Origin of the sequence: Salicibibacter cibarius (assembly GCF_016495725.1) — a bacterium.
In the GTDB taxonomy this organism is placed as follows: Bacteria; Bacillota; Bacilli; order Bacillales; family Marinococcaceae; genus Salicibibacter; species Salicibibacter cibarius.
Window position 1 is genome coordinate 1,996,299 of the sequence record NZ_CP054705.1, and the last position, 22,263, is coordinate 2,018,561.

Sequence of the window (22,263 nt, forward strand, 5' to 3'; positions counted from 1 at the left end):
CACAATGGCCGATGAATATGACCTTGTCGTGATCGGAGCGGGAACCGGAGGCTACGTGGCTGCCATCCGCGCCGCCCAACTCGGAAACCGGGTGGCAATCATTGAGAAAGGGGCCCTCGGCGGGACTTGCCTTCACAAAGGCTGCATCCCGAGTAAGGCCCTGTTGCGAAGTGCGGAAGTGTATAGGGAAGTCAAAGAATCGGCAGCGTTCGGGGTCGAAACAGAAGGGGCGAAACTTGATTTTACAAAAGTGCAGACCCGTAAACAAGCGGTCGTTGATAAGCTGCATGCCGGTGTTCAACAATTGCTTCAAAATGAAAATATTAACGTGTTCGCAGGCCATGCACGTATTTTGGGACCTTCCATTTTTTCACCGAGTGCCGGCAGTATATCAATCGAGTACACGGACGGCACGGAAAACGAAGTGCTCGTTCCCAAACACGTGCTGATCGCGACCGGGTCACAACCGAGACGTCTCAAAGGGATGGATTTTTCCCATGAAAACGTCATGACGTCGGACGATGCGTTATTTATGGAACGATTACCTTCGTCGATGACGATCATCGGCGGCGGGGTAATCGGAACGGAATGGGCTTCCATGCTCATTGATTTTGGGGTCGAAGTCACCGTATTGGAAGCGCGGGACCGTTTGCTTCCGGGTGAAGATGAAGCTATTTCCGCTGAAATGAAAAAACAGTTGGAAAAGAGGGGCGTCCGTATTTATTTAAATGCGGAAGTGCAAACAGAGGGTATGCACGTTGAGCCTGAATATATCGGTGTGCAGGCGCTGGTGGATGGAGAGAACTATACATTTGCTGCAGAGTGTTTGCTCGTTTCCATCGGTCGGGAAGCTAACATTTCCGATATCGGCCTTCAAAATACGGAAATTGAAACCGAAGATGGCAAAATCGTCACCAACGAGTGGGGGCAAACAAAGGAAGCGCATATGTACGCCATCGGTGATGTGACGCAAGGGTATGAGCTCGCCCATGTGGCTTCGCACCAGGGGGTTGTTGCTGTGGAACATATGAATGAGCAAAGCTCCGCAGGATTAAACGAACGGCAAATGCCGAGGTGCACGTACAGCCATCCGGAAGTTGCGTCCATCGGTTTAAGCGAGTCGGAAGCAAAAACCCAAGGTTTTCAAGTGAAAGTCGGTACGTTTCCGCTTCGCGCGATTGGGAAAGCACTTATTAATGGGGATGCGGAAGGTTTTTGCAAATTTATTTCCAACGGGGAAAACAACGATTTACTCGGAGTTCACATGATAGGATCGAATGCAACGGAATTGATTTCGGAAGGAGCCCTTGCCATGTTGTTGGATGCGGCCGATTGGGAAGTGGCAGAGACGGTTCATCCGCATCCGAGTCTATCCGAAGTGTTTAAGGAAGCGGCCCTTCATGCAGATCGACGTGCCATTCATAGATAGGAGGGATACCTATGGCCGAAAGTAAACACGAGAAACTGGGCTTAAACCGTGAACAATTGCTGGAGATGTTTCAAACGATGCTCACCGCCCGCAAAATCGATGAACGGATGTGGTTATTGAACCGGGCCGGAAAAATCCCGTTCGTCGTGTCCTGCCAAGGGCACGAAGCAGCACAGGTGGGAGCGGCAATGGCGTTGGATACAGAAAAGGATTATCTTCTCCCCTATTACCGGGATGTAGGGATGGTCCTACACTTTGGCATGACGGTGAAAGATTTAATGCTCGCCGGCTTTGCCAAAGCAGAAGACCCCAATTCCGGGGGACGACAAATGCCTAATCACTTTGGCAGCAAAAAACATCGAATCGTCACGGGGTCATCCCCTGTGACGACCCAAGTGCCCCATGCAGTAGGCATAGCCTTTGCCGGCAGAATTAAAAATGATCCTTTTGTTTGTCTGACCTCTTTTGGTGAAGGATCCTCGAATCAAGGAGATTTTCACGAAGCCGCGAATTTTGCAGGTGTTCACCAGTTGCCGGTTATTTTTTTCTGTGAAAACAACAAGTACGCGATCTCTGTGCCTGCGGATCGTCAAATCGCTACAGAACGTGTTTCCGATCGAGCTTACGCGTATGGAATGCCCGGGGAAACCGTTGACGGTAATGATCCTCTCGTTGTCTATGAGTCGGTCAAAAAAGCTGCCGACCACGCGCGCGATGGAGGCGGGCCGGCATTGATTGAAACCTTATCTTACCGTCTAACACCACATTCAAGCGACGATGACGACCGTTCATACCGCGAGCGGGATGAAGTGGATGACGCCAAGAAAAAGGACGGCATTATAACCTTTGCCGACTATTTAAAAGAACACGGTTTGTTGGCGGATGCGGACGAAAAAGACATTCATGAACGAATACAAAAAACGATTGATGAGGCAACGGAAGTGGCGGAAACGGCGGCTTACGCGGAGGCGGAAACAACGTTGGACCACGTTTATGGCCAGTAAGAGAGGAGGCGTACAATGGCGACGAGAAATTATATCAGTGCAGTCACGGAAGCATTAAAAGAGGAAATGGAAAAAGATGACGGGGTTTTCGTTCTCGGTGAAGATGTAGCTGCCAAAGGTGGCGTATTTCGCGCGACCGAAGGGCTTTATGAACAATTCGGCGAAAACCGGGTGCTTGATACCCCCTTGGCGGAGTCGGCAATCGCAGGTGTAGGCATCGGAGCTGCCATGTACGGACTGCGCCCGGTAGCAGAGATGCAATTTGCCGATTTTATGCTCCCGGCCGTTAATCAGATTATTTCGGAAGCGGCGAAAATCCGCTATCGTTCCAATAATGACTGGCATGTGCCAATCACGATTCGCGCACCTTACGGCGGGGGGATCCACGGAGCGCTCTACCATTCCCAATCCGTAGAAGCGCTGTTCGCGAGCACTCCCGGACTGAAAGTGGTCGCCCCATCGACGCCGTATGATGTGAAAGGCCTTTTGAAAGCAGCCATTCGCGACCCTGATCCCGTTTTGTTTTTTGAACATAAAAAAGCCTACCGTTTAATCAAGGGGAATATCCCCGATGACGAATATACAGTGCCCATCGGGACGGCGGATGTGAAACGGGAAGGGGAAGATGTCACGGTGATGACGTATGGACTGTGCGTCCATTTTGCATTGGAAGCGGCTGAAAAGCTGCAAGGCGAAGGGATATCCACTCACGTGCTGGATTTGCGCACGCTTTATCCGATGGACCGTGAAGCCGTTGCCCATGCTGCCCGGCGAACAGGAAAAATTTTGCTCATCACTGAAGACAACAAAGAAGGCAGTGTGTTGAATGAAGCTGCGGCGACGATTGCCGAGGACTGCTTGTTTGACCTTGATGCGCCTGTCCGGCGTCTCGCGTCTCCCGATGTCCCGTCTATGCCTTACGCGCCTCCGTTGGAAAAGTATTTCATGATGAACGCGGAAAAAGTAGAGCAAGCCATTCGCGAACTGGCGGAATTTTAGGAGGTGCTTTTCAATGAAAAAAGAGATCGCTATGCCTCAACTAGGAGAAAGCGTAACGGAAGGAACGATCACCCAGTGGCTCGTGAATCCCGGGGACAACGTGAATAAATATGAACCGATCGCGGAAGTGGACACGGACAAAGTCAACGCGGAGGTTCCCTCTTCCTACACGGGTACGATAAGTGATATTGTCGCGAAGGAAAATGAGACGGTGCAAGTCGGGGACGTGGTGGCTTATATCGAGACGGAGGATGCCCGGGAGAAAAAGCCGCCGGAGCGTGAACCGCAGAAGGAGCAGCAAGTGGATCAAAAAGAAGAACAGTCACAAAAGAAGCGCTATTCCCCGGCCGTTCTTTCACTGGCACAAAAACATAACATTGATTTAGATAAAATCGAGGGCTCAGGCAGAGGCGGACGCATTACCCGAAAAGATGTGGAAAAGAAACTGGATGAAGGGGAGACAATGACAGCGAAAGCATCGGAGCCGCAACGTGAGGAACAGCTTGCCTCAAGTTCCTCCGCCGACGAGATCATCCCCGTGACCGGCGTGCGTAAAGCCATTGCTGCAAACATGAGTCAAAGCAAACAGGAAATCCCCCATGCATGGACGATGGTCGAAGTGGATGTCACCAATATCGCCCGCTACCGCGAGAAAGAAAAAGAAGCGTTTCGCAAACAAGAAGGGTTCCCGTTAACGTTTATGCCTTTCTTTATGCAAGCGGTGACTGCGGGGCTTCGGAAATACCCCGAACTTAACGCGACCTGGCAAGGCGATCATATTATACGCAAAAAGGACATCAACCTTTCGATGGCCGTCGCCACCGAGGAAGCGCTTTATGTTCCGGTGATCGCAAATGCCGATGATAAGAATATCCGGGGATTGGCGCGTTCCTTGCATGCTCTCGCCGAGAAGACGAGAAACGGGGGACTGACGAGCGATGATATGCGCGGGGGGACGTTTACATTAAACAACACGGGGGCTTTCGGTTCCGTGCAGTCGATGCCTATTATTAATTATCCGCAAGCCGCGATTCTTTCCGTGGAATCCATCGTTAAACGCCCGGTTGTGAAAGAGGACGATATGATTGCCGTGCGTCATATGGCCAACCTTTGCCTTTCACTCGATCACCGCGTGCTGGACGGATTGATTTGCGGGAGGTTCCTCGCCTATGTGAAAGAGCAGCTGGAACAGTTTAACGGGGAAGGGATGTAAAAGTAAGAGGCGGAGGGGGATTGGGCTTCATGACACCAGTGAAAGGAAAATATTGGAATATTCTCTCATGAAAGGTTCATGGCCCCCGAAAGCAGAGAAAGCAGGTGAAACGGGTCGCCATGAAGGCTCCATGGTGACCGAAATCGTTGATCCGTCGTCTGTTCGGGTTTCATGAACGGGTCATGGAGCCCGAAACCGAGAACTCGTAACCCGTACGGTCGTCATGAAGTACTCATGATGACCGAAACGGAGTAATCGTATCGAGAGAGGTTTCATTTCCTCCCACTTCCCACTTCCCACCTCTCACTTCCAGTAAGCATGGTATTTGAGTTTTCCGTTTACAATCGGTACAATAATGGATGAACATATCCCCCCTTAGGAAAGGAGAAATACTCGTGCAGTTTGAATATTTCATGAATGATGTCGTACAAGCGGCACGCGATGAGATGACAGAGGCAGGCTATGAACATTTAAGCACGCCTGAAGACGTAGATAAAACATTTAAAGATGAAGGGACTACATTGGTGATGGTCAATTCTGTATGCGGGTGCGCAGGTGGAATTGCACGTCCGGCAGCTGCCTATATGCAAAATTATGAGACCAAACCTGATCGCTTCGTGACTGTCTTCGCCGGGCAAGACCGGGAAGCAACTGATCATGCACGTGAATATTTTGAAGGCTATGGACCGTCTTCCCCATCGTTTGCGCTTATGAAGGACGGGAAAATTAAAACGATGGTTGAGCGCCATGAAATTGAAGGGCATGAACCAATCGAAGTCGTGCAAAGATTGGAAGCCGCGTTTGATGAACATTGCTCGTGAAGCCGCCGTTAGCGGCTTCACGCTTTTCACAACATACATAAGAGGTGTCAACGGATGAACGATTTATATCAACAAGTACAGGTTTACCTAAACATGGAAGGCGAAATTGATTTTAAGGAATTTCAGGATTTCTACAAAAAAGTCATCGATTACCTTCAGGAACACGGGAATGAACTTGAGGAAGAACAAATTTGGCAAGGGTTGCTCGTCGTTGAAAGTATTGCTTCAAACGCTGAAAATCGTTTCAAGGAAAACCGCAAAGGGAAAGAGGCAAAAAAATATAAGCGAATGCGTGAACGCGCAAAATTGTGGGCGCAAAACTTCACGAAACGTTTGCAAACCCTCGGTTACAACGATGAACAAATCAACGACCGCTTCCACGCCATGTTAGAGGAACAATCGGAAGAACAATAAACGTGTCTCTCAGCTCCCACCTCCAACATCTAGCATTTGACAGGGCGTCCTTCTCCTCATATAATAAAAGTTGTCTGTTTAGGGCGCCTATGGTGAAATGGATATCACGCGAGATTCCGGTTCTCGTATTCCAGGTTCGAATCCTGGTAGGCGCGCCAATACATAATGCAAGATCTCCGTTCCGGAGGTCTTTTTTATTTTGGAAGATAAGAAAGTCTAAATCAACTTTCTTACTTAGGGATTGCTGAATAACGGAAAAAGATTGGCACATAAGCATTTTCCGTTGATGTTGTCAAAACTGGATGCAAGGAAATCTATCCTAAAAGCAGAAAACCCTTGCACGTCTGGAAACATACGGAGGGATGACGCTGCAATGGCGAGACTCCAGCGGAAAAACGGACACGTCAAGACCCCGCAGCGCCGGTTTTGCGCGAGGAGGCTTGACCGTTCGTCCGCGAAAAAGCGAAGCCATGGAAGCGGCATCCCGGCTTCAGCTGATATCTGCAAGTTGCTCAGCAATCCCTACTTACATAAGTTGGATAAAGGCTTTTCACCATAAAAGCTTGGCGAAAAGCCAAATTTTCTAACGCTATCAGAATGTATAAATTGTTCGGATGATAGTATAAGAAAAGACTTTGATTTACGCCATCCTTGGCGATAAGTCAAGTTTTTCTAACGGAAAAAAGGTACATACTCTGCGAGAAAAAGCGAATGATAAAGAATAAAACAGGTAGGGAGGTACGTCATGTTGTTTAAATGTTTGGCTGCGGCTATTTTTCTTTTTGCTCCTTTGTGGCCGATGGATGTGGACCCCTTTCCGGGGGAACCCTTTATTATCGTTAACAAGTCTACGAATGAATTGGGTTGGATAGAGGATGGCGAATTGGACCACGTGTACGACGTTGCAACGGGAAAAGATGCAGATGACACGCCTGAGGGCATTTTTACGGTGATTGTGAAGGCGGAGCAACCTTATTATCGGGCGCAAGATATCGATGGCGGGGATCCAGATAACCCTCTCGGAAGCCGTTGGATCGGCTTTGATGCGGGCGACACCGACGGACGGACATATGGCGTGCACGGGACGAACGACAGCAGCACGATCGGCGAAAATGTTTCTTTAGGGTGCATTCGCATGCATAATGAAGAAGTGAACGGCCTTTATGATCAAGTGCCGATTGGAACAAAAATATGGATCGGAACAGAACCTGAACAAGAAATAGAAGATATAGCAAGAGAAAACGGAGTATTAAAAAACGAGAAAGGAATCCCTTTCTCGTTTTAAATCATGGCGCCGAATCCGGCTAAAAAGGTGCCTACCACCAACACAAAAATCATTACGAAAACAATTGTTTTTTGCAAATTGCGAGGCATTGTTTTATCCCTCCAACGTACATATTCTGTTACTCATATTTTACGAGTTTTTGACGATTTACTCAAGTCCCGAATATGGCAAAAGCCAAGCCCTTTCCCATCAAGATATGATAAAATGAAAGCAATCATACATATTTCGTTTGAAGCTGGCCCTATCCTGCGTCATAATGATTAAAACAAGGGGGACGACCATTGGACATTGAACATCTCGGGAAAACGGAAACTTCTTCGCGCATGATGAGGAGATCTATGACCGCGCCCTCGAATCAAGGGCTTCGGTCTCAGTCGTTTCAAGACATCATGAACCATCAGCGTCAATCTGTTAACGCTGATCGGTTGCAAGCCGCGATGAACACCATTGAAGACCAAGGGAAAATGTTGGCGGAGTTCCGGACCGCCAAAGAGTTACGTGAATATAAAAAACTAATCAGAAACTTTATGGATGATGTCGTCCGAAATGGATTGCAAATCGAAGACAGGCGCAGCTTCAATCGACGAGGAACAAACGCTTGCAGAATCGTTACGGAAGTCGATGAAAAACTGATGAGACTAACCGAAGACATGATTGAAAATGAAGCCGTCCATTTGGACATTCTGGCGCACGTCGATGAAATTCGTGGACTATTATTGAATTTATATAGGTAAAGAGGTGTTGGAAATGCTTCGTGTTTTATTTGTCTGTTTAGGAAATATTTGCCGTTCGCCAATGGCGGAAGCAATTTTACGAAAAAAAGCAGCCGATCGCGGTTTGGGCGAGCAGCTTCATGTTGAATCGGCGGGGACGGGACACTGGCATGTTGGGCAGCCTCCCCACGAGGAGACGATGAACATTCTCACTAAAAATGAGATTGATGCAAGCGGATTGATCGCGCGACAGGTCGTCAAAGAGGACTTGGACAGTTTTGACATTGTTGTGGCATTGGATGCTGAAAATCTTGGGTTTTTACAAACATTGCGGAAACAAACGCAAAAGGTAGAAATCGTCCGCCTTCTTGATTACTCCGAGCGGGAGGAGAGCGATGTGCCTGATCCATATTTCACCGGCAACTTTCAAGAAGTGTATGACATGGTCGATGAAGCTTGCGAAACGCTTCTCGAAGAGGTAGAAAACGAATGGCTGTGATTCCCGTGAATGTGTTAAAGGCAGCAGGAATCGATGAAAATGCATCAACCATGGCGATGAGTGGTGGCGATATTAATCAAACGTTTCAAATCCGTTCCAAAAACCGCCACTATTTTTTAAAATACCATGAAAATCCTCCATCCCGTTTTTTTCAAAAGGAGGCGAGACAGCTTTCCATTCTCGGAAATACCGACGGGGTGAATGTGCCGGAAGTTGTTCGCTTTGGCGGCCATTACTTGTTGTTGGCATGGGTCGAAGAAAACCCTGCGCCGCGAACAGAAGAACAACTCGGGGAACTCATTGCCGATTTGCACAATGAAAAAGGGGAATGTTTCGGTTTTGATGAAGACAATTTCATAGGCACCTTGCCGCAGTGCAATGTCATGATGGAGCGGTGGATTGATTTTTACAAAAATTATCGGTTGCTTCCGCAATTGGATGAAGCAGACAAACGGGGACACTTGCCGAAAGAACGGAAGAAAAGAGCCCATAAACTTGTGGAAAATCTTCATCAATGGTTGTCTGAGCCGGCATATCCAGCCCTTTTGCATGGGGATTTATGGGCAGGGAATTGGCTCGCGGGACCAGATGGAGCCCCATACATCATTGATCCGGCCATTTCTTATGGAGACCCGGCGTTTGATCGAGCGATGATGGCACTTTTTGGTGGCTTTTCGGCAAGAACGATGGACAGCTACCACGAAAAAATAAAACGGGAAGAACAAGAAGAGGAAATCGTACCGATTTATCAATTGTATTTCTTGTTGGCCCATTTAAATATGTTTGGAGAAATGTATGGGGGCGGTGTGGACCGTATACTGAAAAGGTATGTTGGGTGAACGATAACGCCGGCAGAAGATACAGTTGCCGAAGTGATTCGTGTGGGCAAATAGCGTCAATAACCCCCACCAATTCGTAGAATTGGAAGGGGCTTGAAAAGCCTTTATTGACTAGCCTAAGTCTTAACTGACTACGTTATCGGCCATGAAGAAACCTATGGATGATTCCCTAGTCCGTAGCTCTTTCGTGGCACTGTAAACATCTCTGAGGGGTAGGAGACGTCAACCACATCGCGAAGGGTCGATAACATTGGCGAAGGGAAACCACTCCTAGAAAGGAGGAACACTTCATGTTAGTGTTCGTAAAAAATAGGCATGGCGAGTCACTAATGCCGTGCAAACCGCAAAAAGCAAGGCGATTACTGAAACAAAAGAAAGCTAAAATCGTATCTTATGAACCCTTTACGATCCAGCTATTATATGGATCAAGTGGCTACAAGCAAAATGTGAATATAGGCGTTGATTTGGGCGCGAAGGATACAGGCGTTGCGATCACTAGCGAGGATAAAGTGCTTGCAAAAGGTGACATCGAAACCCGCCAAGACGTGAAAAATTTGTTGAATACAAGACGAGCGTATAGGCAATCAAGGCGTCATCGTAAGACACGCTATCGAAAACGCCCCGACGGATGGCTACCACCGAGTATCGAAAGTCGGATTCAAAACACATTCAGATGGATCGATAAATTCTGTTCCCTTGTGCCGAATCCAACATTAACAATCGAAGTTGGCAAATTCGATCCTCACAAGATGATCAATCCTGACATTCTAGGGATCGATTATCAAAAAGGACAAACACCTATGGCTACTATGATGTGCGGTATTTTGTGTTTGCCAGAGACAACTATACGTGCCAAGTTTGCAAGAAACAAAGCAAGATACTGAATACCCATCATATTGTCTATCGTTCTCATGGTGGTAGTGATCGTGCGGATAATCTCATTACTGTTTGTACCGATTGTCATACGCATGAGAATCATAAAAAAGGGAAAATCCTTTGGGAGTGGATGATGGAGGGCAAAAAGCTACCTAGCTATAAAGAAGGTACGTTCATGAATGTGTTTCGCAGGAGAGTGTTTGATAAATATTCGGATGCAAATATCACCTATGGTTCCGTTACGACACCTAAACGTAAAGCATTAGGGTTAGATAAAACCCATTATAACGACGCGATAGCGATCAGTGGGATAGATAAGATTGATTATGACACCCATTCCATCTTCAAGATCAAGCAGTTTCGCAAAAAGAAACGATCTTTACATGAAGCAACAGCACGAAAAGGAAGAAAATGCAAAAATATAATCAGCCAGCGAAATGTAAAGAACAAACCGTATCTAAAGGGATTTTATCTCAATGACAAAGTGATGTTTCAAGGGAAAGTGGGATGGATCTCGGGTTTCAATGGTACAAGCATGGCCTTTGTCAAAAACATCGAAGACCAGTATCTTACAAACCCAGATAAAAGTTACAAACAAGTTCCACTAAAAGAACTCACGTTTATCAAACACACAAACAATTGGCAATTCCTCCCCCACTAAATCACAGATTTTGAAGGGGAATCCTTGCCGAAACCCTTGTTGAAAATGCCTTTCTCGATTCGATAAAGTAAGGGTATCAAATGACGGTCGGATCAAGGAAGAAGATGACAACGAAGCCAATGATAAAGCAATAGATGGCAAAATAATATAATTTACTTTTTTCCAACCACTGAATCAACCATTTGATGCCAATAAGCGAGAAAACAAATGTGACGATGAACGAGAGGATGAGCGCGGCGACATTACCTTCCGCAAAACTGCCCTGAAAAATATCCCCGATCGCGAGGAGCGAGGACCCGGCGATGACTGGAATAGCCAATAGGAAGGAAAAACGAACGGCTGTTTTTCGTTCAACCCCCACCGCGAGCGCCGTGATTAACGTTGATCCTGATCGCGAAATCCCCGGGATGACAGCAAGTGTTTGTGCAAGGCCGATAATGACAGCATCCATCAGCTTCATCTCGTTTACCGAACGCGTATAACGATAATGGATATTTTCAATGATTAATAGGAAAATGCCGGTTAAAAGTAAAGCCCCGCCGATAACGAGCGGTGTTTTTAAAAATGCTTCCGCATAATCTTCCAGGATAAACCCGAGCACACCGGTAATTACGGTGGCCACAAGCAAGTATACACCGAATAGGAAAGAAGCGCGTTCATTCGTGTCTTTTTGCAATAGAAATCGGAAGAATCCGCGGATGATAGCGACCACGTCATGGCGGAAAAAAAGCAGTAACGCCAGTACAGAGGCAACATGTAAAATAATTTCAAACGTGAGCCCTTCAAAATTCGTCCCGAACAACCATTGCAAAATGACGATATGGGCGGTGCTGGAAATCGGCAAAAATTCAGTGAGCCCTTGGACAATGCCAAAGATGATTGCTTCAATAATACTCATAAAGAGAAAGACTCCTTTCAAAATGCAACGGATAGGGTGGAAATAGTGATGAAAAAATGGATCAGCGCTTTAGTAGTTTTCATTGCCGTCATCATCATAGGGACGATTGTCTATAAAAATGTAACCTCCCCGCCGGTCGGTGTCAATCAGGGGGAACAAGCTCCCGGGTTTGAATTGCCCGATGTAGATGGCGAAAACATGAGCTTGTCTGACTTTGAGGGTGATTTTGTTGTTTTGAATCTATGGGCTTCGTGGTGCGAGCCTTGCATACGTGAGTTTCCCGTCCTTGATCAAGTGCATGAAACGTACGAAAGCGACGGCGTGAATGTCGTTGCCGTTAATATGACGACGACAGAGCGAAGGCCGGAAGATGCGATAGAATTTTTAGATGAAAACCCTGTTACGATGCCGATCGTATTTGATGAAGACGGGGAATTTGCTGATGACTACCCGCCGACGGATGGAATGCCGACCACATATTTTATTAATGAAGATGGGATTATTGTCGACATCGTCGTCGGAGAGGTTACCGAAGAGATGCTTGAAGAAAGGCTGCAACCATTTGTATGACGAGTGAATCGTTCCCTTCATCTACTTTTCACGGGTCCACTCGCGTACACGTTCGTATTGCTTGCGATAGGCCTTTAACAGATGCAGCACTTGCCAAGCTTTTCCTTGAATAACGACTTTATCGGGTGATTTGTATATTTTCATGGAAGCACTCCCTATTCACTTCGTGTGATACTGTTCTATGTTTACAAGCCCATATTTATACATAGGGACTGCTGAATAACGGAAAAAGATTGACACATAAGCATTTTCCGTTGATGTTGTCAAAACTAGATGCAAGGAAATCTATCCTAAAAGCAGAAAACCCTTGCACTTCTGGAACATACGAAGGGGTGACGCTGCAATGGCGAGACTCCAGCGGAAAAACGGACGCGTCAAGACCCCGCAGCACCGGTTTTGCGGACCGTTCGTCCGCGAAAAAGCGAAGCCATGGAAGCAGCATCCCGGCTTCAGCTGATATATGTAAGTTGTTCAGCAATCCCTACATAGGAGGCAAATCAATGTCCGCGCACGACGAACCAACTCTAAATAAAAAAAACATCTATACTGGAAAAATCATTGATGTACAGCTGCATGAAGTGGAGCTTCCCGATGGGAAGACGAGTACGCGTGAGGTGGTGAAACACCCGGGAGCGGTAGCCGTCATTGGTCTAACAGACGAGGAGAAAATACCGCTCGTCCGCCAGTTTCGGAAAGCACCGGAAGAAATGTTGTTGGAGATTCCTGCCGGGAAAAGAGAAAAAGGCGAAGAACCGATAACAACGGCCGTGCGTGAATTGCAAGAAGAAACGGGATATAAAGCTGCTCATTTACATGAAATTGCCCAATTTTACACATCACCGGGCTTCGCGGATGAACTGATCAGTGTCTTTTTGGCGACCGGCTTACAAGCGGGCCCCTCGCAGACGGAAGCGGATGAATTTTTGAGTGTGGAAGAATGGACGTTATCCGATGCGCGCGCTGCTTTACGGGAAAGAAGACTACGCGATGCGAAAACGGCTTTCGCGATTCAGGCGTTGCTGCTTCGTTGATTCGTTTCTATCAGCGATTTTAGAAAACTCGGTTTCCCCCCAAGCTTTTATGGCGAAAGTCTTAGCCCAACTTATGTAGGTGAAAAAGTTGATTTATGCTTTCCTACCTATTAAAAAAAATCTAGCATTAAACATATCAAACGTTCTTCTCTCATAGGTTGTATTAACGGGACAAGCGTGAGGGAGGAATTGTCGTGGATGTTAAGCCGTTCATCGAGCGTCAAATCAGTTTACACGTTCAAGAACATCGTTCTTTATATATTTTCTCATCGGTGCTTTTATTTACCGGCATTATTTTTGGTGCAATTGTCGTCAACAGCCTGAGCTTTTCGCAAAAACAAGATTTGTTCACCTATCTTCAGCAATTTTTCGGACAGGTCAGCCAAGGGCAGTTTTCAAGCGGAAGCGCTTTGTTGTGGCAAAGCTTTAGCTTTTATGCCAAGTATATAGGGCTTATGTTTATTCTCGGGCTATCCGTGATTGGTTCTCCGTTGATTTTATTGTTACTTTTTCTGAAAGGACTCACGATCGGATTTACCGTCGGCTTTCTCGTTTATCAATTGGGCGTGACCGGATTTTCATTGTCCTTGGTGTCCGTTCTTCCGCAAAATTTGCTCATCGTGCCGGTCATGATTATCGTTTGCGTTTTATCCGTCGCCTTTTCATTGCGCTTGATTCGCCAACAGTTCGTAAAAGTCGCTCACCCGGAACCGATTTTTCCTGTTTTCATCCGTATATGTTTGGTGATGCTTCTTTTGCTTGGTGTTGCTTTCATTGCTTCCCTTATTGAAGCGTTTCTGTCCCCTGTGTTATTGGAGTTGGTCGCCGAGTGGCATATGAACAGATAGTTTCATTATAATAATTATTATTTACGAATGATAATGATTATTGATTGACACCATACGGAGACGATTTTATAATAAGTATACGCCTCAAAAGGGAGGATGAAACGGATGAAAGCACGTATGGACCAGATTAAAAACGAGTTGCATACCAAAAGCTACAAATTGACACCGCAACGGGAAGCGACTGTAGAAGTGTTACTTGAGAATGAAGAAGATCATTTAAGCGCGGAAGATGTATACTTATTGGTAAAAGAAAAAGCCCCGGAGATCGGCCTCGCGACGGTATACCGCACGCTGGAACTGCTAAATGAACTTGAAATCGTTGATAAAATTAATTTCGGTGACGGCGTCTCCCGTTACGACTTGCGAAAAGAGGGTGCGGACCATTCTCATCATCATCTCGTCTGTATTCAATGTGGTTCCGTATCGGAAATTGAGGAAGACCTGCTCGGGGATGTTGAGCGGATCGTGGAAGAAGAATGGATTTTTAAAATAAAAGATCACCGCCTGACGTTCCACGGTATCTGTTCCGGTTGCCAGGCCAAGCAGGGAACGGCCGCGGTAAGTCCTTCATTAAAAGCCACGCATTAATCTCTTTCAGTGTTTTGCTGGAAGGGATTTTTCGTTCGTAGTATGTATAACTCACGGACTTGCGGGCATATCCTGATAGTGATTTTTAACATCGGGAGGGGTAGGCATGCAAATGGGAGCGCGAGCTATTTGGAATGGTTTCAAAATACTGATTGTTTTTGCAGGATGCACGGCAATGTTTTACTATGGTATTCTATTTGTAATCGATGAATACCAAGGAGATGAAAGATTTGAAGAACCGGAGGGAAGTGCGATTAAAGTGTTTGACCAAGATTCGGGAGAGGACTTTTCTTTTCGGGAGCGGCTTATGTATTTGTGGATCCGCGGGGAGTAACCGCCGGTGAAAACGCTGACGGTACATATTGAAGATTTTTTGCATTACGGACTCGTTGAAAGGGGTTTTTCGAATAATACATTGGAATCCTATCAACGGGACTTATATGCATACGCGAACCACCTAGCTACGAGTGAAAAAATCGAGCAGTGGAATGACGTAGAGCGCCATCATATTTTGGATTACTTGTATTCATTGAAAGCGGAAAGCAGGTCACTTGCGTCACTCGCGCGGATGACATCGGCGATTCGCATGTTACATCAGTTTCTGCTGCGGGAAAAAATTAGTGATCACGACCCTGCCGACCTGATTGAAACGCCTAAATCGGGACGGAAGCTTCCTGTTATATTATCAATTGCCGAAGTTGAGGCATTGCTTGCCGAGGCCGCACAAGGAAACGATTCTTACGCCTTAAGAGATACGGCCATGTTTGAACTGATGTACGGTACGGGTTTGCGTGTATCGGAAATGTGTGCGCTAACGCTCGATGACGCCCATTTGGACATGGGGTTTGTCCGTTGTATCGGAAAAGGAAACAAAGAACGCATCATCCCGCTCGGATCGAAAGCGATTGATGCGCTGAAAACCTATCGGTCCAAAGGCCGTCCAACGTTTATGAAAAAACAATCCCATGATATTCTTTTCGTTAATCGGTTAGGCAAGCAACTAAGCCGGCAAGGATTTTGGAAAGTGTTAAAAAAGCATGCGGAAAACGCGGGGATTAAAAAAGCCGTTACCCCTCATACATTGCGGCACTCGTTTGCGACGCATCTCGTGGAAAACGGAGCGGATCTTCGCGTCGTCCAGGAACTGCTCGGACATGCCGACATAACGACAACGCAAATTTACACGCATATTTCCAGGCATCATCTTAAACACATTTATCAAACCTATCACCCGCGGGCATAGACGGAGGTCAGATGTCAGAGGCCGGAGGCAGATGATTGCCCACCTCTCACTTCCCACCTCTAAGAAGAAAGGTGAATCAACATGAGTCATGTATTTTCTCGTATTTTTGTCATCGTAATGGACTCCGTCGGGATCGGAGAAGGCGTGGACGCAAAGGAATTTGGCGACGAAGGAGCGGATACGCTCGGGGCAATCGCCCGCCACAACAATGGCCTTGATATTCCCAACTTGAATCAACTTGGCATCGGCTACTTAAAACAGGCACCAGGCCTTCACAAAATAGAAGAACCGCTTGCTTTTTATGGCAAAATGAATGAAAGGTCCAGAAGCAAAGACACGATGACCGGCCATTGGGAGTTGATGGGTTTGTATGTCGACGCTCCTTTTCGCACGTTTCCGAACGGATTTCCGGAAGATTTAATTACGAAGTTGGAAAACGCGGCCGGGCGACCGGTCATTGGAAATAAAGTTGCCTCTGGTACGAAGATTATTGAAGAACTCGGAGAAGAACAAGTCGAAAAAGGCGCGCTTATCGTTTATACCTCCGCCGATTCGGTTTTGCAAATCGCGGCCCATGAAGAAGTGGTGCCGTTGGAGGAATTATACCGCATTTGTGAAATAGCAAGGGAATTGACGTACGAAGATCCCTACATGCTGGGCAGAGTCATCGCCCGCCCGTTTATAGGCGCACCCGGAAAATTTCAGCGCACAAGTAACCGTCATGATTACGCGCTGAAGCCATTTGCCCCCACGGTCATGAACGCATTGGCGGACGCCGGCTTTACATCGGAAGCGATCGGAAAAATTGATGATATTTTTGACGGGGAAGGGGTGACCCAATCGGTTCGAACGAATTCGAATATGGACGGGATGGACAAGCTTATGCAATCGATCGGGCGCCCGTTCGAAGGGTTGTCGTTCCTTAACCTCGTTGATTTTGACGCCCAGTTTGGGCACCGTCGCGATCCTGTTGGTTATAAAGACGCGATTGAAGCATTCGATGCCCGTTTACCGGAAGTATTGGAAGCGCTCGGTGAAAAAGATTTACTTATGATTACGGCTGACCATGGGAACGATCCCACCTATCCGGGAACCGACCATACCCGGGAGCAAGTGCCGTTGCTTAGTTTTACGAAAGCGAATCAGCCGGGCAAACCGCTTGGAACGAGAGAGACATTTGCCGATGTGGGAGCGACGATCGCGGACAATTTTCAAGTGGCGAGCCCTGAGCATGGGATAAGTTTTTTGCAGAGCTTGACGGAGAGGAGCAAATAGCTATGAACGAAACAGTGAAAAACGCCGTTGAACTGATCAAAAAAAAGACGGCGATGAATCCCCGAATTGCCGTTACGCTTGGTTCCGGGTTAGGCGGGCTTGCCGATGAGATTGAGGCCGAAGCCGTTATTCGGTATGAAGACATCCCCGGCTTTCCGAGCTCGACCGTTAGCGGGCACGCGGGAGAATTTGTGATCGGTCATTTGAAAGGTGTTCCGGTCATCGCCATGAAAGGACGCTTCCACTATTATGAAGGTTATTCGATGCAGAAAGTCGTCTTGCCGACTCGTGTGATTAGCGCGCTCGGTGTAAAGACATTGATCGTGAGCAACGCTGCCGGAGGGGTGAATACTGCTTATTCGCCCGGCGATTTAATGGTGATCAAGGACCATATCAATCAGATGGGTGATCATCCGTTGATCGGTCCGAACGATGAGGAGGTTGGTCCGCGCTTTCCGGATATGTCGGCCGCCTACGATGAAGACTTGATGGAAAAAGCCCATGAGGAAGCAACAGCGATGGGGTTGGGGTTGCAACATGGCGTTTACGCGGCAACGACCGGTCCCACCTATGAAACCCCCGCGGAAGTGCGGATGTTTCGGGCGCTCGGTGCCGATGCCGTCGGGATGTCCACTGTTCCCGAAGTGATCACTGCCAATCACGCGGGTGTGCAAGTGCTTGGTATCTCTTGCATTTCTAATGCGGCTGCCGGGATCCTCGATCAACCGTTAAGCCATGAAGAAGTGATCGAGACAACGGAACGCGTCAAAACCAACTTCACGGAACTTATCACACGTGTCATTTTGCGAATCGGAAACGGAGGGCAATCATGACAACGATGCGGAGACAAATTGAGAAAGCAACAGACGCTGTTAAGCGACAGTTGGGTGGCGGAAATGTCGATATTGGTCTGATTCTAGGCTCAGGGCTAGGCGACCTTGCCGATGAGGTGGAGAATGCGGTGCGGATCAATTATGAAAATATTCCCGGCTTCCCGACTTCGACGGTTGAAGGACATGCCGGCCGCCTCGTCCTCGGCGAATTAGAGGGAAAGAACGTCGTCGCCATGCAGGGTCGTTTTCATTATTATGAAGGATACAGTGCACAAGAAGTAACCTTCCCGGTACGTGTGATGAAAGCACTCGGCGTACATACACTAATCGTAACCAACGCGTGTGGGGGCATGAATCACAACTACCGTCCCGGAGATTTTATGCTGATTAAGGATCATCTAAATATGACCGGAACGAACCCACTTATCGGCCCCAATGATGAGGAACTGGGCACCCGTTTTCCGGATATGAGCCAAGCGTATTCCCCATCATTGATGGCTTTGGCGAAAAGAATCGCGGAAGAAGAATCATTCACCGCGCACGAAGGCGTATACGCAGGTATTTCCGGTCCCAGTTTTATGACAACGGCTGAACTGGCGATGCTGAGAAATTTGGGTGGAGATGTCGTGGGGATGTCCACCGTTCCCGAGGTCATCGTGGCGCGCCATGCCGAAATTGAAGTGCTCGGCATTTCCTGTGTCACGGATATGGCCGTGGCCGACGATCACGGCGGCGTCAGCCACGAAGAAGTCATGGAAACGGCAGCAAAAACGAAACCTACATTCGTGAAGTATGTGAGGCGCATATTAAAGGATATGGATTAGGGAAAGAAAGCTCAAAACGAAGACGGTTTTGGGCTTTCTTTTTTTGTAGCCGATGAAACGGGCCGTTTCGGACGTTATGGAACGGTCATGAAGCCCGAAACTGAAAGACCGGAACCATTTCGGTCGCCATGGAGCATCTATGAAGCCCGAAATCGAAAGAATCGCCCCGTTACGGTCGCCATGAGGCGGTCATGAAGCCCGAAAGTGTAAGACCGGCCCCGTTTCGGACGTCATGGAACGGTCATAAAGCCCAAACCCGAGAACCCCGCCCTGTTTCGGTCATCATGAATCGGCTGGACTTCTCTTTGTCTCTTAAAGAAAACCCTTAGCACCGGCGTATAAATGAATGAAAGGAGGGGGATGCTAGAAGAAAAAACGGAGGAAACGAATGATGTGCAAAAAAGTTATGGCAATCGCGCTATCATCGATTCTTTTATTCCTGCCTCAATTGGCTTCAGGGGAAGAAGAATCCACAGAGCTGGCGGAGGAAACGGGTGCTGCAATTTTAATGGAAGCCGATACGGGAGAGGTTTTGTATAAAAATAATGAGCATGAAACCTTGCCCCCCGCATCCATGACGAAAATTATGACGATGCTTTTAATAATGGAAGATATTGCTAACGAAGATTTGAGCTTTGATGAAATGGTGACGACGAGTGAAAAAGCCGCTTCCATGGGAGGCTCCCAAATCTTTTTGGAGACCGGGGAAGAAATGTCGGTGCGCGACATGCTGAAGGCAATCGCGATCGCTTCCGGCAACGATGCATCGGTCGCGATGGCTGAGCATATTTCAGGTTCAGAAGAAGCATTTGTTGAACGGATGAACGAAAGAGCGGACGAGCTTGGGTTAGACGATACGACGTTTTATAACTCAAACGGTCTCCCCTCCGATGGCCATGAAACGAGCGCCCATGACCTTGCCGTTATGGCTCGTGAACTGCTTGAATATGAAGAAATCACTTCATTTACCGGCGTCTATGATGATTATTTGCGCCAAGGGACAGATGATGAATTTTGGCTCGTGAACACGAATCGATTGCTGAAATTTTTTGATGGGATGGACGGGTTGAAAACCGGATTTACGAATGAATCAAAATATGGGTTAACAGCAACGGCAAAACGAGATGATATGCGTCTTATAGCCGTTGTGATGGGTGCGGAAACGCCTAAAATGAGAAATGCAGACGTTAGTGGGCTCCTTAATTATGGTTTTGCAAACTATCAGGTTGAACCGATGTTTGATAAAGGTGCAGCGGTAACCTCCGTTCCCGTTGAAAAAGGCACACAAGACTCCGTCGTCGGGCGCCTCGATAGTAATGTTAGTTTGTTGCACGGCAAACAAGATTCATCTGAGGACGTAACGGAAAATATCGAACTCAAAACGTTGCAAGCACCTATTGAAGAAGGGGACGTCATCGGTAAGTTCCAGATGCAACGTGAAGGGGAAACGATTGCCGAATCAGCAATTGTCGCCGGCGAAACGGTGGAAAGCGCTTCTTGGTGGCAGTTGTTTAAACGCTCAACGTTAAGGATCATCGGCGTTGAACCGGACCCTGAGGGTGCGATTCCTGATGACGATTCTTGAAAATCTCCAAGGAACGATGACTTATTTTGTCAGGATGGCAGGATAAAGACGGCGGAAAGCGAATGAGGAGTATGGAAAGCTAATTGGGAGAATGGAGGAACTAGAGATGAGTTTCAACGTTGAAACCGAACAGAAGAACAGCATATTATGTGTGCGCTTGTACGGGGAGTTGGATCATCATGCGGCGAGTGCTTTGCGGGAAAAGGTGGATGAAGCCTTGGAAGACCCCGGAATTGAACATGTGATTTTTAACGCGAAAGGTTTAACCTTTATGGATAGCTCAGGGGTCGGCGTTGTTTTGGGAAGGTACAAAAAAATACAGGCAAGGGGAGGAGAACTCGTCGTTTGCTCGGTTTCTCCTTCCGTGCACCGTATTTTTGAAATGTCGGGCTTATACAAAGTCTTGCGGCTAACGGATGGGGAAAACCATGCATTACGGACATTGGGGGAGGCCGTTTAAATGAAAAACGAAATGAACATCCAATTTTCAGCACTTAGCCAAAATGAATCGTTTGCACGTGTAAGTGTCGGCGCGTTTATTGCTCAACTGGATCCAACGATGGATGAATTGACGGAAATAAAGACCGTCGTTTCCGAAGCCGTAACGAACGCCATCCTTCATGGATATGAAGAAAATCCGGCAGGAACGGTTTACCTTACCGTCGTTTTGGAAGACGACACGGTCGCGCTTATCGTGCGTGATGACGGGGATGGCATCGGTAATATTGAAAAAGCGCGTGAACCTTTGTACACATCAAAGCCGGAACTGGAACGGTCGGGGATGGGATTTACCATCATGGAAAATTTTATGGACGAAGTGAACATCACGTCTTCCAATGGGACAGGTACGACGGTCTATGCGAAAAAACAACTGTCCAGAAATAAAGTGTTTTCTCATTAAGGGGCGGTGTTATGGAGACGAAAACCAAAAAAGGGAAGCAACCATCCGATGAGACGATACGCACGTGGATTGCCGAAAGCCAAAACGGAAGCCAACAAGCAAGGGACCGATTGGTGGAAAACAATACCCGGCTCGTATGGTCGGTGGTCCAACGTTTTCTGAACCGTGGATACGAGGGGGAAGATTTGTTCCAGATTGGTTGCATTGGCTTGATGAAGTCCATTGATAAATTTGATTTAAATTATGAAGTGAAGTTTTCGACGTACGCGGTTCCGATGATTATTGGTGAAATTCAACGCTTTATTCGTGATGACGGCACGGTGAAAGTCAGCCGTTCTTTGAAAGAATTAAACCATAAAATTCGGAAAGAAAAAGAAGAGTTGACAAAGAAAATCGGAAGAGCACCGACGCTCAACGAAGTGGCCGAGGCATTGGACGTTCATCCGGAAGATATCGTATTTGCGAATGAAGCGACTCGCTCGTTGTCATCCTTAAACGAAACAGTCTATGAAAACGAAGGGGACCCGATCACGCTCATGGACCAACTATCGAACCCGGATGAAACAAAATGGTTTGAAGAACTGGCCCTTCGGGACATCGTTCATGACCTTGAACAAAGAGAGCGTTTGATCGTGTTTTTGCGCTATTATCGGGATCAAACCCAATCGGAAGTTGCCGATAGACTCGGGATCTCTCAAGTCCAGGTCTCAAGGTTGGAAAAGAAAATATTGGAAAAAATGCGCAAAGAGATGGTGGAGTGATCCACTGTCTTTTTTTGCACTTTAAGAATGTTTAACTTTGTTAAAGAACAACTTTCTTACCTACATAAATGCAACCTTGGCTTTCCGCCATAAAACCTTGGCGAAAAGCCAAGGTTTCTAATTCTCGATGTATAGGAAAAAACGATTGCACAG

28 protein-coding genes and 1 tRNA gene are annotated in these 22,263 nt (G+C 47.2%); 26 read left to right on the top strand and 3 right to left on the bottom strand.

Features of this window, described 5'->3' with window-relative positions:
• Positions 1–4: 4 nt before the first annotated feature.
• The 8 genes from lpdA (at position 5) to HUG15_RS10515 (ending at position 7,165) form a co-directional block, all read left to right on the top strand.
• Complete coding sequence (lpdA, locus tag HUG15_RS10480; protein ID WP_200128566.1) at positions 5–1,429, top strand: dihydrolipoyl dehydrogenase; 1,425 nt, start codon at positions 5–7, stop codon at positions 1,427–1,429.
• An 11-nt stretch (positions 1,430–1,440) separates the two neighbouring features.
• Positions 1,441–2,433: a thiamine pyrophosphate-dependent dehydrogenase E1 component subunit alpha gene (locus HUG15_RS10485; RefSeq protein WP_200128567.1), complete on the top strand. Its 993-nt coding sequence runs from the start codon at positions 1,441–1,443 to the stop codon at positions 2,431–2,433.
• A gap of 15 nt (positions 2,434–2,448) precedes the next feature.
• Positions 2,449–3,432, top strand: a complete 984-nt coding sequence (locus tag HUG15_RS10490) for an alpha-ketoacid dehydrogenase subunit beta (protein ID WP_200128568.1) — start codon at positions 2,449–2,451, stop codon at positions 3,430–3,432.
• Between the two features lie 13 nt (positions 3,433–3,445).
• Positions 3,446–4,645, top strand: coding sequence for a dihydrolipoamide acetyltransferase family protein (locus HUG15_RS10495; protein ID WP_200128569.1), 1,200 nt, complete (start codon positions 3,446–3,448; stop codon positions 4,643–4,645).
• A gap of 359 nt (positions 4,646–5,004) precedes the next feature.
• The gene (locus HUG15_RS10500; RefSeq protein WP_200128570.1) at positions 5,005–5,466 is read left to right on the top strand and encodes a BrxA/BrxB family bacilliredoxin; all 462 of its coding nucleotides are present in this window, start codon (positions 5,005–5,007) and stop codon (positions 5,464–5,466) included.
• A gap of 54 nt (positions 5,467–5,520) precedes the next feature.
• Positions 5,521–5,880, top strand: coding sequence for a hypothetical protein (locus HUG15_RS10505; RefSeq protein ID WP_200128571.1), 360 nt, complete (start codon positions 5,521–5,523; stop codon positions 5,878–5,880).
• Positions 5,881–5,963: 83 nt separating this feature from the next.
• Positions 5,964–6,038, top strand: a tRNA-Arg gene (locus HUG15_RS10510).
• Between the two features lie 587 nt (positions 6,039–6,625).
• Positions 6,626–7,165 (top strand): L,D-transpeptidase, encoded by a 540-nt coding sequence (locus tag HUG15_RS10515; RefSeq protein WP_200128572.1) that lies wholly within the window; start codon positions 6,626–6,628, stop codon positions 7,163–7,165.
• Here HUG15_RS10515 and prli42 read toward each other — a convergent pair.
• Positions 7,162–7,254 (bottom strand): stressosome-associated protein Prli42, encoded by a 93-nt coding sequence (gene prli42, locus HUG15_RS23655; RefSeq protein WP_200128573.1) that lies wholly within the window; start codon positions 7,252–7,254, stop codon positions 7,162–7,164. The two genes, HUG15_RS10515 and prli42, sit on opposite strands and share 4 nt — an antisense overlap.
• Before the next feature lie 192 nt (positions 7,255–7,446).
• On the opposite strand from prli42, the gene HUG15_RS10525 reads away from it, so the two are divergent.
• From HUG15_RS10525 to HUG15_RS23025, 5 genes are all read left to right on the top strand, one after another.
• Complete coding sequence (locus HUG15_RS10525; RefSeq protein WP_200128574.1) at positions 7,447–7,899, top strand: YaaR family protein; 453 nt, start codon at positions 7,447–7,449, stop codon at positions 7,897–7,899.
• A gap of 13 nt (positions 7,900–7,912) precedes the next feature.
• The gene (locus tag HUG15_RS10530; RefSeq protein ID WP_200128575.1) at positions 7,913–8,377 is read left to right on the top strand and encodes a low molecular weight protein-tyrosine-phosphatase; all 465 of its coding nucleotides are present in this window, start codon (positions 7,913–7,915) and stop codon (positions 8,375–8,377) included.
• Positions 8,368–9,216 (top strand): fructosamine kinase family protein, encoded by an 849-nt coding sequence (locus HUG15_RS10535; RefSeq protein WP_200128576.1) that lies wholly within the window; start codon positions 8,368–8,370, stop codon positions 9,214–9,216. Before HUG15_RS10530 ends, HUG15_RS10535 begins: the two co-directional genes overlap by 10 nt.
• A gap of 290 nt (positions 9,217–9,506) precedes the next feature.
• Positions 9,507–10,100 (top strand): RNA-guided endonuclease IscB, encoded by a 594-nt coding sequence (iscB, locus tag HUG15_RS23015; RefSeq protein WP_246516589.1) that lies wholly within the window; start codon positions 9,507–9,509, stop codon positions 10,098–10,100.
• Positions 10,101–10,225: 125 nt separating this feature from the next.
• Positions 10,226–10,753 carry a hypothetical protein gene (locus HUG15_RS23025; RefSeq protein WP_246516720.1) on the top strand — a complete coding sequence of 176 codons (528 nt, stop codon included), beginning with the start codon at positions 10,226–10,228 and terminating at the stop codon, positions 10,751–10,753.
• Positions 10,754–10,829: 76 nt separating this feature from the next.
• On the opposite strand, the gene uppP is transcribed toward HUG15_RS23025, so the two are convergent.
• On the bottom strand, positions 10,830–11,651 hold the full coding sequence (uppP, locus tag HUG15_RS10545; RefSeq protein ID WP_200128577.1) for an undecaprenyl-diphosphatase UppP: 822 nt from the start codon (positions 11,649–11,651) through the stop codon (positions 10,830–10,832).
• Between the two features lie 48 nt (positions 11,652–11,699).
• Here uppP and HUG15_RS10550 point away from each other — a divergent pair, with 48 nt between their 5' ends.
• Positions 11,700–12,221 (top strand): TlpA family protein disulfide reductase, encoded by a 522-nt coding sequence (locus HUG15_RS10550; RefSeq protein WP_200128578.1) that lies wholly within the window; start codon positions 11,700–11,702, stop codon positions 12,219–12,221.
• A 21-nt stretch (positions 12,222–12,242) separates the two neighbouring features.
• Here HUG15_RS10550 and mciZ read toward each other — a convergent pair whose 3' ends face one another.
• Positions 12,243–12,365, bottom strand: a complete 123-nt coding sequence (gene mciZ / locus HUG15_RS10555; protein WP_200128579.1) for a Z-ring formation inhibitor MciZ — start codon at positions 12,363–12,365, stop codon at positions 12,243–12,245.
• A gap of 356 nt (positions 12,366–12,721) precedes the next feature.
• Between mciZ and HUG15_RS10560 the strand changes: the two genes are divergently transcribed.
• From HUG15_RS10560 to sigF, 12 genes are all read left to right on the top strand, one after another.
• On the top strand, positions 12,722–13,252 hold the full coding sequence (locus HUG15_RS10560; RefSeq protein WP_200128580.1) for an NUDIX hydrolase: 531 nt from the start codon (positions 12,722–12,724) through the stop codon (positions 13,250–13,252).
• Between the two features lie 194 nt (positions 13,253–13,446).
• Entirely contained in the window at positions 13,447–14,100 is a 654-nt protein-coding gene (spoIIM, locus tag HUG15_RS10565) for a stage II sporulation protein M (RefSeq protein WP_200128581.1), read from the top strand.
• A 105-nt stretch (positions 14,101–14,205) separates the two neighbouring features.
• The gene (fur, locus tag HUG15_RS10570; RefSeq protein ID WP_200128582.1) at positions 14,206–14,688 is read left to right on the top strand and encodes a ferric iron uptake transcriptional regulator; all 483 of its coding nucleotides are present in this window, start codon (positions 14,206–14,208) and stop codon (positions 14,686–14,688) included.
• A 106-nt stretch (positions 14,689–14,794) separates the two neighbouring features.
• Positions 14,795–15,022 (top strand): DUF4227 family protein, encoded by a 228-nt coding sequence (locus HUG15_RS10575; RefSeq protein ID WP_200128583.1) that lies wholly within the window; start codon positions 14,795–14,797, stop codon positions 15,020–15,022.
• 15 nt (positions 15,023–15,037) lie between these two features.
• Positions 15,038–15,931, top strand: coding sequence for a site-specific tyrosine recombinase XerD (gene xerD / locus HUG15_RS10580; RefSeq protein WP_200128934.1), 894 nt, complete (start codon positions 15,038–15,040; stop codon positions 15,929–15,931).
• Between the two features lie 81 nt (positions 15,932–16,012).
• Complete coding sequence (deoB, locus tag HUG15_RS10585) at positions 16,013–17,206, top strand: phosphopentomutase (protein ID WP_200128584.1); 1,194 nt, start codon at positions 16,013–16,015, stop codon at positions 17,204–17,206.
• A 2-nt stretch (positions 17,207–17,208) separates the two neighbouring features.
• Positions 17,209–18,039 (top strand): purine-nucleoside phosphorylase, encoded by an 831-nt coding sequence (locus HUG15_RS10590; protein WP_200128585.1) that lies wholly within the window; start codon positions 17,209–17,211, stop codon positions 18,037–18,039.
• Between the two features lie 5 nt (positions 18,040–18,044).
• The gene (locus tag HUG15_RS10595; protein ID WP_425504051.1) at positions 18,045–18,863 is read left to right on the top strand and encodes a purine-nucleoside phosphorylase; all 819 of its coding nucleotides are present in this window, start codon (positions 18,045–18,047) and stop codon (positions 18,861–18,863) included.
• A 391-nt stretch (positions 18,864–19,254) separates the two neighbouring features.
• The gene (locus tag HUG15_RS10600) at positions 19,255–20,448 is read left to right on the top strand and encodes a D-alanyl-D-alanine carboxypeptidase family protein (protein WP_200128935.1); all 1,194 of its coding nucleotides are present in this window, start codon (positions 19,255–19,257) and stop codon (positions 20,446–20,448) included.
• Between the two features lie 106 nt (positions 20,449–20,554).
• Positions 20,555–20,908: an anti-sigma F factor antagonist gene (gene spoIIAA, locus HUG15_RS10605; RefSeq protein ID WP_200128587.1), complete on the top strand. Its 354-nt coding sequence runs from the start codon at positions 20,555–20,557 to the stop codon at positions 20,906–20,908.
• Positions 20,909–21,349 carry an anti-sigma F factor gene (gene spoIIAB, locus HUG15_RS10610; protein ID WP_200128588.1) on the top strand — a complete coding sequence of 147 codons (441 nt, stop codon included), beginning with the start codon at positions 20,909–20,911 and terminating at the stop codon, positions 21,347–21,349.
• A gap of 11 nt (positions 21,350–21,360) precedes the next feature.
• Positions 21,361–22,110, top strand: coding sequence for an RNA polymerase sporulation sigma factor SigF (gene sigF, locus HUG15_RS10615; protein ID WP_200128589.1), 750 nt, complete (start codon positions 21,361–21,363; stop codon positions 22,108–22,110).
• The last annotated feature ends 153 nt before the right edge of the window (positions 22,111–22,263 follow it).